The sequence below is a fragment of the Variovorax sp. Root318D1 genome, from assembly GCF_001424835.1.
In the GTDB taxonomy this organism is placed as follows: domain Bacteria; phylum Pseudomonadota; class Gammaproteobacteria; order Burkholderiales; family Burkholderiaceae_C; genus Variovorax.
In genome coordinates this window covers 555,608-568,510 of sequence record NZ_LMCQ01000012.1, presented here as the reverse complement: position 1 = coordinate 568,510, position 12,903 = coordinate 555,608, and the positions used below count along the sequence as shown (strand labels likewise).

Below are 12,903 nucleotides of genomic sequence, written 5' to 3'. Positions count from 1 at the left end.
CTGCTATCCCTGCCCCGTCCCTGAAACCGCTGGCCGCCAGCGTGCTGCTGGCCATGCTGGCCGTTGCCGCACCCGCTGCGCTCGCGCAGGAAAAAACCCTGCGCATCGCCATGACGGCCGCCGACATTCCGCGCACGCTGGGCCAGCCCGACCAGGGCTTCGAGGGCAACCGCTTCACCGGCATTCCGATCTACGACTCGCTCACGCAATGGGACCTGTCCAAGGCCGATGCGCCCAGCGTGCTGATCGCCGGCCTCGCCACCTCGTGGGCGGTGGACGCCAAGGACAAGACCAAGTGGGTCTTCAAGCTGCGCCCGGGCGTCAAGTTCCATGACGGCTCGGCCTTCAGCGCCGATGCCGTGGTGTGGAACGTGCAGAAGGTGCTCGACAAGGACGCGCCGCAGTTCGACCCCAGCCAGGTGGGCGTGACCGCCTCGCGCATGCCCACGCTGCGCACGGCGCGCAAGATCGACGACATGACGGTCGAGTTCACCACCAGCGAGCCCGATGCCTTCCTGCCGATCAACTTGACGAACCTGTTCATGGCCTCGCCTGCGCAGTGGCAAAAGAAGTTCGACGCCGCGACCGGTGCAACGCCCGCCGACAAGGCCAAGGCCGCATGGACTGCTTTCGCGGCCGATCCCGCCGGCTCGGGCCCGTTCAAAGTCACGCGCTTTGTCGCCCGCGAGCGGCTGGAGCTGGCGGCCAACAAGACTTACTGGGACGCCAAGCGCGCGCCGAAGATCGACAAGGTCGTGATGATCCCCATGCCCGAAGCCAACGCACGCACCGCCGCGCTGCTCGGCGGCCAGGTCGACTGGATCGAGGCGCCCGCGCCCGACGCCATGGCGCAGATCACGCAGCGCGGCTTCAAGATTTATTCGAACGCCCAGCCGCACGTGTGGCCCTGGCAGCTCTCGTTCGCCGAAGGTTCGCCATGGCTCGACAAGCGTGTGCGCCAGGCTGCCAACCTGTGCATCGACCGCGGCGGCATGAAGCAATTGCTCGGCGGCATGATGGCCGAGCCCAAGGGCACGGTGCCGCCGGGCCACCCCTGGTTCGGCAAGCCGGGCTTCGACATCAGGTACGACGTGAAGGCCGCGCAGGCACTCATGACGCAGGCCGGCTATTCCGCCGCCAAACCGATCAAGGTGAAGGTGCAGATCTCCGCCTCGGGTTCGGGCCAGATGCAGCCGCTCCCGATGAACGAGTTCGCGCAGGAGTCGCTCAAGCAGTGCTTCTTCGACGTGCAGTTCGACGTGATCGAATGGAACACGCTCTTCACCAACTGGCGCAAGGGCGCGAAGGACCCCTCGGCCAACGGCGCCAACGCCACCAACGTGAGCTTCGCGGCGATGGACCCGTTCTTCGCGATGGTGCGTTTCGTGAGCACCAAGGCCTTTCCGCCGGTGTCGAACAACTGGGGCTACTACGGCAACGCCGAGGTCGACAAGCTCGTGGCCGACGCGCGCACCAGCTTCGACGACAAGGCGCGCGACGCGGCGCTGGCCAAGCTGCACACCCACATCGTGGACGACGCTCCCTTCGTCTGGATTGCGCACGACGTCGGTCCGCGCGCGCTCTCGGCCAAGATCAAGAACGTGGTGCAGCCCAAGAGCTGGTTCATCGACATCGCCACCATGACGATGGATTGATGTTTTCCTATTTGATTCGCCGCATCGTCTACGCCGTGCCGATCATGGTCGGCGTGGCGCTCGTGTGCTTCCTGCTGGTGCACATCGCGCCCGGTGACCCGCTGGTGTCGATCCTGCCGCCCGATGCGTCGGCCGACCTGCAGGCGCAATTGCGCGAGCTGTACGGTTTCAACCGTTCGCTGCCCGAGCAGTTCGCAATGTGGGTCTGGCGCGCGCTGCACGGCGACCTGGGCGTGTCCATTGCCAGCAACCGCGCCGTGGCGTCGGAGGTGCTCACCGCCGTCGGCAACACGCTGCGGCTGGCGGTCGTGGCCACCTTCATCGGCTTCGTGCTGGGCTGCCTGTTCGGGTTCGTGGCGGGCTACTTCCGCGGCTCATGGGTCGACCGCTTTGCATCGATGCTGTCGGTGCTGGGCGTGAGCGTGCCGCACTACTGGCTCGGCATGGTGATGGTGATCGTGTTCTCCTCGCAGCTCATGTGGCTGCCCGCCACGGGCGCGGGCCCGAGCGGTTCGGGCGACTGGGCGTGGGACTGGGCGCATCTGCAGTTCCTGGTGCTGCCGGCGCTCACGATATCGGTGATTCCCATGGGCATCATCGCGCGCACGGTTCGCGCGCTGGTGGCCGACATCCTCGACCAGGAGTTCATCGTGGGCTTGCGCGCCAAGGGGCTCACGCACTTCGGCGTTTTCCGCCACATGGTGAAGAACGCGGCGCCCACCGCGCTGGCCGTGATGGGGCTGCAACTGGGCTATCTGCTCGGCGGCTCGATCCTGATCGAGACCGTGTTCTCGTGGCCCGGCACCGGCTTTCTGCTGAACTCGGCAATCTTCCAGCGCGACCTGCCGCTGCTGCAGGGAACCATCCTCGTGCTGGCGCTGTTCTTCGTCGTGCTCAACCTGCTGGTCGACGTGCTGCAGACGCTGCTCGATCCGCGCATTGCGCGTGCCTGAAGAAGAAAAAGATCAAACCGATAAACCCATGTCCTCCGTGCTCGCTTCTTCCTCACCCGTGGCAGCGGCCGTCGAGCCGCTGCCGGCCCAGCGCTCCCGCGGCTACTGGGCTTCGGTCTGGCTGCGCTTCCGGCGCGACCCGGTGGCGGTGGGCGCCGCCATCGTCGTGCTGCTGCTGATCGCGCTCGCGCTGGTCGGCCCCTGGATCGCACCGGCCGACGCCTACCAGTCGTCGATGCTCAAGCGGCTCAAGCCCATCGGCACCGCGGGCCTGCCGCTGGGCAGCGACGAACTCGGGCGCGACATGCTCTCCCGGCTGATCGTCGGTGCGCGGCTGTCGCTCTTCATCGGCATTACGCCGGTGCTCTGCGCCTTCGTGCTCGGCACGGTCATCGGTTTGGTGGCCGGTTATGCGGGCGGCCTCACCAACACGCTGATCATGCGCACCATCGATGTGTTCTATGCCTTCCCTTCGGTGCTGCTGGCCATTGCGCTGTCGGGCACGCTGGGCGCGGGCGTGGTCAACTCGCTGATCTCGCTCACCATCGTGTTCATTCCGCAGATTGCGCGCGTGGCCGAGAGCGTGACCACGCAGGTGCGCAACCGCGACTATGTGGAGGCGGCCCGCGCCTCGGGTGCGAGCCCGTTCACCATCGTGCGGGTTCACGTGCTGGGCAATGTGCTCGGCCCAATCTTCGTCTACGCCACCAGTCTGATCGCGGTGTCGATGATCCTGGCCTCGGGCCTCTCGTTCCTGGGCCTGGGCGTAAAGCCACCTGAGCCGGAGTGGGGGCTGATGCTCAATACGCTGCGCACTGCGATCTATGCTCAGCCTTGGGTGGCTGCGCTGCCGGGGGTGATGATCTTCATCACGTCGATTTCCTTCAACATCCTGTCGGACGGCTTGCGTTCTGCGATGGACAACAAGGGTTCGTGATGGGCGCTTGTCTTTTTGTGCCTCGGAGTGCGCGGTTGGTTTGTTCGGGGCGCGCTCCCGCCGACGGGGTACCTTGCTCCGCGAATGACCCCCGCCCTTCGGGCTCCTCCTTTATTTCGCTGCGCAAGGCACCCCATCGACGTGACCGTCATGCGGCGCGGTCGTTGATCGAGCGGAACAACCGCAGCGCCCATTGGGCACAGGGCGCCGGGTGCTCCCCGCAGCGAAATAAAGGAGGAGCCGAAGGCGGGGGACATTCGCGGAGGGGAGTACCCGGTGGCCTGTGCACACGCCCTGAATCAGGAGCACCCGCAACGCAAACCGACAGAGGCATGACCGCATGGACGCACTGAAAGACATCGGCGGCCCCGCACAACCGCTTCTCACCATTACCGGACTCGTCAAGCACTTCCCGCTCAAGAAAGATCCGCTGGGCCGCGGCGGCGGCATGGTGCGCGCGGTGGACGGCGTGGACTTCGAAGTGATGAAGGGCGAAACGCTGGGCGTAGTCGGCGAATCGGGCTGCGGCAAGTCGACCACCGCGCGTCTCCTGATGCAGCTCCTCGAACCGACGCGCGGCGAAGTCGTGTTCGACGGCCGCGAGGTCGGAAGCCGCGACCTGCCGCTGAAGGAATTCCGTCGGCAGGTGCAGATGGTGTTCCAGGACAGCTACGCCTCCCTCAACCCGCGCCTCACCATCGAGGACTCGATCGCCTTTGGCCCGCAGGTGCATGGTGTGCCAAGGCGCGAAGCCGTGGCCCGCGCGCGCGACCTGCTGTCGCGCGTCGGCCTCGAGCCGCATCGCTTTGCAGAGCGCTATCCGCACGAGCTGTCGGGCGGGCAACGCCAGCGCGTCAACATCGCGCGTGCGCTGGCGCTCCAGCCGCGCATGGTCATCCTCGACGAGGCCGTGTCGGCGCTCGACAAATCAGTCGAGGCACAAGTGATCAACCTGCTGCTCGACCTCAAGGCTGAATTCGGCCTTACCTACCTCTTCATCAGCCATGACCTCAACGTGGTGCGCTACGTGAGCGACCGCGTCATGGTGATGTACCTCGGCCAGGTGGCCGAGATCGGCCCGGCCGACGCGCTCTACGAGGCGCCGGCCCATCCCTACACACGCGCGCTGCTGTCCTCCATGCCGTCGATGGACCCCGACCATCGCACCGAGGAAGCTCCGCTGGCCGGCGACCCGCCGAACCCCATCGACCCGCCCACCGGATGCCGCTTTCATCCGCGCTGCGCCCTGGCCGCGCCGGTGTGCAGCCAGGTCGTTCCCGAACGCATTGCCATGGGCTCGCAGCATGCGGCGAGCTGCCTGGTCCACGAGCCGGGCAGCGGGCATCCGCTGGCGCGGCAACCGATGAGGCGAGCAGCATGAGCACCAACAGCAACGTCATTCCAGACGGCGAACCGATGGTCCGCCTGCGCGACCTCAGCGTCACTTTCTCGGGCGGACGCAAGCCCGTGCATGCCGTCAGCGGCGTGAGCCTGGATGTGCGGCGCGGTGAAGTGGTGGCGCTCATCGGCGAATCGGGCTCTGGCAAGAGCGTGACCATGCGAACGCTGCTGCGACTGCATCCGGAGCGTCGCACGCGAATTGGTGGCCACGTGCAGGTGGCGGGCCGCGACGTGCTCGCGATGCCGCAGCGCGAGCTGTTCGACTTCCGCGGCAAGGTGGCGTCGATGATCTTCCAGGAGCCCTTGCTGGCACTCGACCCGGTGTATTCGGTGGGCGCGCAGATCGTGGAATCGATCCGCCGCCATGAAGCCGTTTCCGAAACCGAGGCACGGCAGCGCGCACTCGCGCTGTTCGAGCGGGTGCGCATTCCGAGCCCCGAACGCCGGCTGGCCGCCTATCCGCACGAGATGTCCGGCGGCATGCGCCAGCGCGCCATGATCGCGCTGGCGCTGGCCTGCAAGCCCCAGCTGCTGCTGGCCGACGAGCCGACCACCGCACTCGATGCCACGGTGCAGATCCAGATCCTGCTGCTGCTGCGCGAACTGCAGCGCGACCTCGGCCTGTCGGTGATCTTCGTCACGCACGACATTGGCGCGGCCGTCGAAGTGGCCGACCGCATTGCCGTGATGTATGCCGGGCGCATCGTCGAGGAAGGCACCGCGCGCGAGCTGATCCGCTCGCCGCGGCATCCCTACACCATCGCATTGCTCAAGAGCCGCGCGCACGGTGCGCTGGCGCGTGGCACGCGACTCGAAACCATCGGCGGCGCGCCGCCCGATCTCTCCGCTCTGCCGCCGGGCTGCGCCTTTGCAGAGCGCTGCGCGCTCGCGAACGACATGTGCCGGGCCGCACAGCCCACGGCGGTGGAGCTTGCGCCGAACCACCGCGCGCGCTGCATCCGCACCGATGCCGCCGCGGCCACCGCGCCCGTCCTGGTCGCCTGAAATCTCTTCGTCCAAACCTTCATCGCCATGCCGCTGTTCGACCCCGCACATGCGTTCGTTCCCTACCCCGACGTGCCCGTGTCGCGCGCAGGCACCGGTCCGCTGGCCGACCTGAGTTTTGCCGCCAAGGACCTGTTCGATGTGGCGGGCTACCCGACGGGTGGCGGCAGCCCCATCGTGCTGGCGATGTCGGGCATCAAGACGCGCACCGCGCCCACCGTGCAGAAGCTGCTCGACGCCGGCGCACGCTTTGTCGGCAAGACGGTGACGGACGAGCTGGCGTTCTCGATGAACGGCAACAACGCGCACTTCGGCGCGCCCATCAATGGAGCGGCCAAGGACCGCATCACGGGCGGCAGTTCGTCTGGCTCGGCGTCGGCCGTCTCGTCGGGCCTGTGCGACTTCGCGCTCGGCACCGACACCGGTGGCTCGGTGCGCGCACCGGCCAACCATTGCGGCTTGTACGGCCTGCGTCCCACGCACGGTCGCGTGAGCCTCGATGGCGTGCTGGACCTGTCGCCCAGCCTCGACACCTGCGGCTGGTTCGCGCGCGACGTCGGCACCTTCGCGCGTGTGGCAAAGGTGCTGCTGGGCGAGGACGCGCCCGCGCTCCCGCAGCGCGTGCGGCTGCTGCGCCCCGACGACGTCTGGTCGCTTGCCGCCCCGGCCGCTGCCGATGCGCTGGCCGATGCAGCCGCGCGCGTGCAGGACGTATTCGGCGAAGCGCAGGGCATCACCGTTGCGCTCGACTCTTTCGATGCGATGTACTGGAACTTCCGCTACGTGCAGGCGCACGAGGCCTGGCTCACCGACGGTCCGTTGATCGAACGCTACGCGCCACCCCTCGGTCCTGGCGTGGCCGAGCGCTTTGCCTGGTCGCGCGACGTGACCGACGCGCAGATTGCCGCCGGACGCGCGTTTCGCGCCGCCTTCCGCGGCCACCTGGCGCAACTGCTCGGCACCGACGGCGTGCTGCTGATGCCGACCATGCCCGACATCGCGCCGTTGCGCAGCGAGAGCGAAGCGGGGCTGGAGGACTACCGCAACCGCGCCATCCAGATGCTGTGCATCGCGGGGCTCGCGGGCTTTCCGCAGTTGTCGATGCCGCTCGCGCAGCGCGACGGTGCGCCGCTCGGCCTTTCGCTGCTCGGGCCGGCCGGCTCGGACCGGTCGCTGATCCGGATGGCGGAGCGCATCGCGGCGGGCTGACGCGGCGCGGCCTGGCCGGACTCGGCGACACTGCGCTCTTTTCATCCGGCGCCTGGCGCCAGCACATCATGTCGGAAGCCTCGTCGCAGTTCGCCGATTTCATCGTGGACCGGCTCTCCGGAATCCCGCGCATCGCCAGAACCCGCTTCTTCGGCGGAACGGGGCTGTCGGCCGATGCCACGCAGTTCGGGATGATCATGGGCAGCACCCTGTACTTCGTCGTGGACAAGGACACCCGGCCGAAATACGAGAAGCTGGGCAGCCAATGCTTTGCCTACGACACAAAGGCACGGCGCGTGCAGGTGCGAAAGTATTTCCAGGTTCCAATCGAGACCATCGAAGACCACGAAGCGTTGACGGCGCTGGCCCGGGAGGCTGTTCAGGTGGCGCAAAGTCTCGCCAGGAAGAAAAAGACCGCCGGCAAGGGCGCCTAGCTTTTCCAGTCGACCATCGCCGGCGCCGCGAACGTGCAGGTGTCGCAATCGACCGCATCGCCGGCACGCTCCACCACCACGAAGTCGCCCGCGTCCACTGCCAGCAGCGCGTGGTGCCACGTGCCGGGCGCGAGCGTCACGCCCTGCAGCCCGTCGGTGATGAACGCGGCGAGCGCACCGGCCGCCGGAGGCTCGCCGGCCGGCGCCACGACGATGACGAAGCGCCGCTCGCCCAGCGGCACGAAGGTCTGGCTGCCGAGCGCGTGGCGCTCCATCTCCGTGACCTGGTGCGGAAAGCGCCGCGCCTCTGCGCGGAACAACGCGAGCATCGGCCGGCCGTTCGCGGTGCCGAGCTGCAGATCGGAAACCAGGTCGAAGCGCTGCGCATTGCCGCCATTGATCGGGCGACCTGCGCCAGAGGGTGCCTCGATCACAGTGCCATAGGGTGCGAAGGCTTGCGGCGTCAGCGATTGCACGGCGAGTGGCATGGGGGCGGCGCGGGGAGCGGCATCGTTCATGCGGCCAGTACAGCAGAAAACATGCCGTTGGTCATCTCGCCCCATCCGGCGCCGGACCGGCAGGCGCTAAAGTCGCGGACTTCTTGTTCCTCCGCGCATCCCTGCGCCTTCCCGATGCGACCCTCTCTCACCCTCTGCCTGCTCGTTCCGGTCGCCCTCGTCGCGGCATGCGCAACGGGGCCGGCACCCCTCGTCACACGGCTGGGGGACGGCGTGTACAAGTCGCCCAGCGCCAAGGATGCCGAGGCCTACTGCCGCAACTTTGGCGCCCCGCTGCGCTACCTCGACCCGAAGGCAGCGGCCCGCGCGCCGAATGCCGAAGTCACCTACCGCTGCGACTGATCGGTCGGCTCCGCGCCGGGCGCTCGCACCCGCTCCAGAATGAAATCGATGAAGGTGCGGATCGCGCGGGTGTGCTGGCGGTTCGGCATGTAGAGCATGAACATCTGCGTGCCGAAGATGGAGAGGCGCCAGTCGTCGAGCGTGGTCACCACGTCGCCCTTGCGCACGTCTTCCTGCACCACGTAGTCGGGCACGAGGCCGATGCCCAGGCCCGCGAGGACGGCCTGGCGCAGGAACAGAAAGTTTTCCGAGATCAAGGTCGGCTCCAGGATCACCTCGCGCCGCGTTTCCCCCTGGTAAGCCGACACGCGCAGCTGCCGGCCGATGACAGCCGCCGTGACCACGGGCGCGCCCTGCAGTTCGTCGAGCTGCACCGGCAGCGGATGCTTCTCTGCATAGTCGCGTGACGCGCAGGCCACGTAGCGCACCGGCCCCAGGTCGCGCGCCACCAGGTTTTGCGGCGGCTCGGGAATCACGCGCACCGCAATGTCGACCTCGTCGCGCAGCAGGTCTTCGATGCGGTTCTCGAACACCACGTCGAGCACGATGCCGGGGTACTGGCGCTTGAAGTCGATCAGCCAGTCGGCCATCACCAGTTGTCCGTAGCCGCTGGGCACGCTCAACCGCACGCGGCCCTGCAACCCCTCGCCCAGCGTGGTGACCGACTCCCGCGCGGCCAGCAGTTCGGTCTGGATGGCCACGCCGTGCTGGTACAGCCGCAGGCCGATTTCGGTCGGCTCGGCACGGCGGGTGGTGCGCCGCACGAGTTGCGCGCCGACCGAGCGCTCCAGCTGGTTGAGGTGGTAGCTGACGTTGGCGCGGCTCATCTTGAGCCGGCGGGCCGCCGCGCTCAGGTTGCCCGCGTCGAGGATTTCCACCAGCAGGGTGAGCGATTGGAGGTCCATGCGGCGATTGTGTCAAAAATTCTTTGACAGTCTGTCAACCGTCTATGCAATTGTCAAAGCGGCGGCGCGGACCAAGAATGCGAGGTTCACCCCAGAGCCTCGAGCCCCTCGCGTTGCAGGGCTCGCCACGCAAGAGACAAAGCACATGGCCACCTCAAGCTCCAGCCCCTCCACGTCTTCCGGTCCCGTCGCCTTCGAACGTCGAGGCAACGTGTTCGTGGTGATCATCGACAACCCGCCCGTCAACGCCCTGGGCGTGGACGTGCGCCGCGGCCTCGTGGCTGCGATCGACGCGGCCGAAGCCGACGGCGGCGCCGCCGCGGTGCTGATCGTCGGCGCGGGCCGCAACTTCATCGCCGGCGCCGACATCCGCGAGTTCGGCAAGACGCCGCAGCCGCCATCGCTGCCGGAGGTGTGCCTGAAGATCGAGAACTGCAGCAAGCCGGTGGTCGCGGCGATCCATGGCGCAGCACTCGGCGGCGGTCTCGAAGTGGCGCTCTCGGCGCACTACCGCCTTGCCGCGCCGTCGGCCAAGCTCGGCCTGCCCGAAGTCGCGCTCGGCCTGCTGCCCGGCTCGGGCGGCACGCAGCGGGCGCCGCGCCTCGTCGGCGTGAAGCCCGCACTCGAACTGATGCTGAGCGGCCGCCATGCGGGCGCGAAGGAAGCGCTGTCGCTCGGCCTCGTCGACCGGCTCGGCAACGAAGCCGACGCGCTCGCCGAAGGTCTCGCCTACGCAAACGAACTCGTCGCCGCCAAGGCCCCGGTACGCCGAACGCGCGAAGCCACCGCGCTGGCCGATACCGAAGCCAGCCGGGCCGCCCTCGAAGCCGCACGCGCCGACACCGCCAAAAAGAGCCGCGGCCTGTTCTCGCCGATGAAGATCATCGAAGCGGTCGAAGCCGCGCTCACGCTGCCTTTCGCCGAAGGCATGGCACTCGAGCGCAAGCTCTTCCTGCAATGCATCGACAGCCCGCAGCGCGCGGGACTGATCCACGCCTTCTTCGCCGAACGCGAAGTGCTCAAGGCGCCCGAGACCAAGGTGGCCAAGCCCCGCGCGCTCGATGCGGCCGGCATCGTCGGCGGCGGCACCATGGGCGCGGGCATCGCGGTGGCCATGCTCGACGCGGGCATGCCCGTGACCATGATCGAGCGCGATGAGCCCAGCCTTGCACGCGGCCGCCAGCACGTCGAGAAGGTGTACGACGGCCTGATCAAGAAGGGCCGCATGACGCCCGAGGCCAAGGCCGCAGTGATGGCGCGCTTCTCGGGCTCCACGAGTTACGACGCGCTCGGGCAGGTCGACATCGTGGTCGAGGCCGTGTTCGAAGACATGGGTGTGAAGAAGGCCGTGTTCGCCGAGCTCGACCGCGTGTGCAAGCCCGGCTCAGTGCTGGCCACCAACACCTCCTACCTCGACATCGACGAGATCGCGGCCAGCATTTCGCGTCCGCAGGACGTGGTGGGCCTGCATTTCTTCTCGCCGGCCAATATCATGAAGCTGCTCGAAATCGTGGTGCCCGCCAAGGTGAGCGCCGACGTGGTCGCCACCGGCTTCGAGCTCGCGAAGAAGCTGAAGAAAGTGCCGGTGCGCGCCGGCGTGTGCGACGGCTTCATCGGCAACCGCATCCTGGCCGTATACCGCCAGGCGGCCGACCACATGATGGAAGACGGTGCCTCGCCCTACCAGATCGACGAGGCGGTGCGCAACTTCGGCTACCCGATGGGCCCGTTCCAGGTGTCGGACCTGGCCGGCGGCGACATCGGCTGGGCCACGCGCAAGCGCAAGGCCGCAACCCGCGACCCGAAGGCACGCTACGTGCAGATTGCCGACCGCATCTGCGAGCGCGGCTGGTTCGGCCAGAAGACGCAGCGCGGCTACTACCTGTACCCCGAAGGCGCGCGCACCGGCGTGCCCGACCCCGAGGTGCTGGCCATCATCGACGCCGAGCGCGAGCGTGCCGGCATCACGCCGCGCGCCTTCACCGAAGAAGAAATCATGCGCCGCTACATGGCCGCGATGATCAACGAAGGCGCCAACGTCGTGCACCAGCGCATCGCGCTGCGCCCGCTCGACGTGGACGTGACCTTTCTCTACGGCTACGGCTTCCCGCGCCACCGCGGCGGCCCGATGAAGTACGCCGACACCGTGGGCCTCGCCAAGGTGCTGGCCGACATCCGCGAGTTCGCGAAGGAAGACCCGCTTTTCTGGCAGCCCTCGCCGCTGCTGGTGGATCTGGTCGAACGCGGTGCCGATTTCGCCAGCCTCAATCAAAACTGAAAACCTTGCGGGACAGACCAAGAAACTGCGCAGCAGTTTTTGCTCTGTCCTCAACTGACTAAGGAGCCCTCCCCATGCGTGAAGCCGTCATCGTTTCCACCGCCCGCACCCCGCTCACCAAGGCGCACCGCGGTGAGTTCAACATCACGCCCGGCGCCACGCTGGCCGCCTTTGCGGTGCGCGCGGCCGTCGAGCGCTCGGGTCTCGACCCCGCGCTGATCGAGGACGCGATCCTCGGCTGCGGCTACCCCGAAGGCACCACGGGCCGCAACATCGCGCGCCAGAGCATCATCCGCGCAGGCCTGCCGATCAGCATCGCCGGCACCACCGTGAACCGCTTCTGCGCCTCAGGCCTTCAGGCGATCGCGATGGCGGCGGGCCGCATCGTGGTGGACGGCGCGCCGGCCATGATCGCGGGCGGCGTCGAAAGCATCTCGCAGATCCGCGGCCGCAGCCCGGGCGACGGCGGCGACCTCAGCCTGGACCCCTGGATCGTCGAGCACAAGCCCGCCCTCTACATGGCGATGATCGAGACCGCAGACATCGTGGCCAAGCGCTACAACATCAGCCGCGAAGCACAGGACCGCTTCTCGGCCGAGAGCCAGCGCAAGACCGAAGAAGCACAGATTGCCGGCCGCTACAAGGACGAGATCGTCGCCTGCACCACCACCATGGCCGTGACCGACAAGGAGACAAAGGAAGTCAGCTACCGCGAAGTCACCGCCACGGAAGACAACTGCAACCGCCGTGGCACCACCTACGAAGCGCTCGCCAAGCTGAAGCCGGTGATGGGCGAGGACAAGTTCATCACCGCGGGCAATGCCTCGCAGCTGTCCGATGGCGCGTCGGCCTGCGTGCTGATGGAAGCCAAGGAAGCAGAGCGCGCCAACCTGAAGCCGATGGGTGCGTTCCGCGGCCTGGCCGTGGCCGGTTGCGAGCCCGACGAAATGGGCATCGGCCCGGTGTTCGCAATCCCCAAGCTCCTCGCGCGCCACGGCCTGAAGGTCGACGACATCGACCTGTGGGAACTCAACGAAGCTTTTGCCTCGCAGTCGATCTACTGCCAGGAGAAGCTGGGCATTCCGTCGGAACGCCTCAACGTGAACGGCGGCGCGATCTCCATCGGCCATCCCTTCGGCATGACCGGCGCGCGCCTCACGGGCCACGTGCTGATCGAGGGCAAGCGCCGCGGCGCGAAGTACGCCGTGGTCACGATGTGCATCGCCGGCGGCATGGGCGCGGCGGGCCTGTTCGAAATCTACTGAG

Annotated in this window: 12 protein-coding genes; 10 read left to right on the top strand and 2 right to left on the bottom strand. The window is 67.6% G+C overall.

The features are described 5' to 3' along the window. Positions 1 to 53: 53 nt before the first annotated feature. The 7 genes from ASC78_RS12760 to ASC78_RS12730 all read left to right on the top strand — a co-directional run bounded on the left by ASC78_RS12760 (position 54) and on the right by ASC78_RS12730 (position 7,594). Entirely contained in the window at positions 54 to 1,655 is a 1,602-nt protein-coding gene (locus ASC78_RS12760; RefSeq protein ID WP_235505087.1) for an ABC transporter substrate-binding protein, read from the top strand. Continuing rightward, entirely contained in the window at positions 1,655 to 2,608 is a 954-nt protein-coding gene (locus tag ASC78_RS12755; RefSeq protein WP_055801550.1) for an ABC transporter permease, read from the top strand. Before ASC78_RS12760 ends, ASC78_RS12755 begins: the two co-directional genes overlap by 1 nt. A gap of 28 nt (positions 2,609 to 2,636) precedes the next feature. After that, positions 2,637 to 3,545, top strand: coding sequence for an ABC transporter permease (locus ASC78_RS12750; RefSeq protein WP_055801547.1), 909 nt, complete (start codon positions 2,637 to 2,639; stop codon positions 3,543 to 3,545). Between the two features lie 340 nt (positions 3,546 to 3,885). Next, positions 3,886 to 4,926, top strand: a complete 1,041-nt coding sequence (locus tag ASC78_RS12745) for an ABC transporter ATP-binding protein (protein WP_055801544.1) — start codon at positions 3,886 to 3,888, stop codon at positions 4,924 to 4,926. A 35-nt stretch (positions 4,927 to 4,961) separates the two neighbouring features. Further along, complete coding sequence (locus ASC78_RS12740) at positions 4,962 to 5,951, top strand: ABC transporter ATP-binding protein (protein ID WP_055802157.1); 990 nt, start codon at positions 4,962 to 4,964, stop codon at positions 5,949 to 5,951. Positions 5,952 to 5,978: 27 nt separating this feature from the next. Next, positions 5,979 to 7,160 carry an amidase gene (locus ASC78_RS12735; RefSeq protein ID WP_055801542.1) on the top strand — a complete coding sequence of 394 codons (1,182 nt, stop codon included), beginning with the start codon at positions 5,979 to 5,981 and terminating at the stop codon, positions 7,158 to 7,160. Positions 7,161 to 7,228: 68 nt separating this feature from the next. Continuing rightward, positions 7,229 to 7,594: a TfoX/Sxy family protein gene (locus ASC78_RS12730; protein WP_055801539.1), complete on the top strand. Its 366-nt coding sequence runs from the start codon at positions 7,229 to 7,231 to the stop codon at positions 7,592 to 7,594. Here the strand turns inward: ASC78_RS12730 and ASC78_RS12725 are convergent. Beyond that, a complete protein-coding gene (locus ASC78_RS12725; protein ID WP_055801536.1) occupies positions 7,591 to 8,112 on the bottom strand; it encodes an ureidoglycolate lyase in 522 nt (173 codons plus the stop codon). The two genes, ASC78_RS12730 and ASC78_RS12725, sit on opposite strands and share 4 nt — an antisense overlap. Before the next feature lie 114 nt (positions 8,113 to 8,226). Between ASC78_RS12725 and ASC78_RS12720 the strand changes: the two genes are divergently transcribed. Continuing rightward, complete coding sequence (locus tag ASC78_RS12720; RefSeq protein WP_055801533.1) at positions 8,227 to 8,454, top strand: hypothetical protein; 228 nt, start codon at positions 8,227 to 8,229, stop codon at positions 8,452 to 8,454. Here ASC78_RS12720 and ASC78_RS12715 read toward each other — a convergent pair. Next, the gene (locus ASC78_RS12715; protein WP_055801529.1) at positions 8,439 to 9,359 is read right to left on the bottom strand and encodes a LysR family transcriptional regulator; all 921 of its coding nucleotides are present in this window, start codon (positions 9,357 to 9,359) and stop codon (positions 8,439 to 8,441) included. The two genes, ASC78_RS12720 and ASC78_RS12715, sit on opposite strands and share 16 nt — an antisense overlap. Before the next feature lie 145 nt (positions 9,360 to 9,504). Between ASC78_RS12715 and ASC78_RS12710 the strand changes: the two genes are divergently transcribed. Further along, positions 9,505 to 11,637, top strand: coding sequence for a 3-hydroxyacyl-CoA dehydrogenase NAD-binding domain-containing protein (locus tag ASC78_RS12710; protein ID WP_055801526.1), 2,133 nt, complete (start codon positions 9,505 to 9,507; stop codon positions 11,635 to 11,637). 74 nt (positions 11,638 to 11,711) lie between these two features. Continuing rightward, positions 11,712 to 12,902, top strand: a complete 1,191-nt coding sequence (locus ASC78_RS12705; protein ID WP_055801521.1) for an acetyl-CoA C-acyltransferase — start codon at positions 11,712 to 11,714, stop codon at positions 12,900 to 12,902. Position 12,903 lies beyond the last annotated feature (1 nt).

Coding starts and splice junctions, on each gene's coding strand:
- ASC78_RS12755 (WP_055801550.1), top strand. CDS start 1,655: ATGTTTTCCTATTTGATTCGCCGCATCGTCTACGCCGTGCCGATCATG.
- ASC78_RS12745 (WP_055801544.1), top strand. CDS start 3,886: ATGGACGCACTGAAAGACATCGGCGGCCCCGCACAACCGCTTCTCACC.
- ASC78_RS12725 (WP_055801536.1), bottom strand. CDS start 8,112: ATGAACGATGCCGCTCCCCGCGCCGCCCCCATGCCACTCGCCGTGCAA.
- ASC78_RS12760 (WP_235505087.1), top strand. CDS start 54: ATGCTGGCCGTTGCCGCACCCGCTGCGCTCGCGCAGGAAAAAACCCTG.
- ASC78_RS12740 (WP_055802157.1), top strand. CDS start 4,962: ATGGTCCGCCTGCGCGACCTCAGCGTCACTTTCTCGGGCGGACGCAAG.
- ASC78_RS12735 (WP_055801542.1), top strand. CDS start 5,979: ATGCCGCTGTTCGACCCCGCACATGCGTTCGTTCCCTACCCCGACGTG.
- ASC78_RS12720 (WP_055801533.1), top strand. CDS start 8,227: ATGCGACCCTCTCTCACCCTCTGCCTGCTCGTTCCGGTCGCCCTCGTC.
- ASC78_RS12710 (WP_055801526.1), top strand. CDS start 9,505: ATGGCCACCTCAAGCTCCAGCCCCTCCACGTCTTCCGGTCCCGTCGCC.
- ASC78_RS12730 (WP_055801539.1), top strand. CDS start 7,229: ATGTCGGAAGCCTCGTCGCAGTTCGCCGATTTCATCGTGGACCGGCTC.
- ASC78_RS12705 (WP_055801521.1), top strand. CDS start 11,712: ATGCGTGAAGCCGTCATCGTTTCCACCGCCCGCACCCCGCTCACCAAG.
- ASC78_RS12715 (WP_055801529.1), bottom strand. CDS start 9,359: ATGGACCTCCAATCGCTCACCCTGCTGGTGGAAATCCTCGACGCGGGC.
- ASC78_RS12750 (WP_055801547.1), top strand. CDS start 2,637: ATGTCCTCCGTGCTCGCTTCTTCCTCACCCGTGGCAGCGGCCGTCGAG.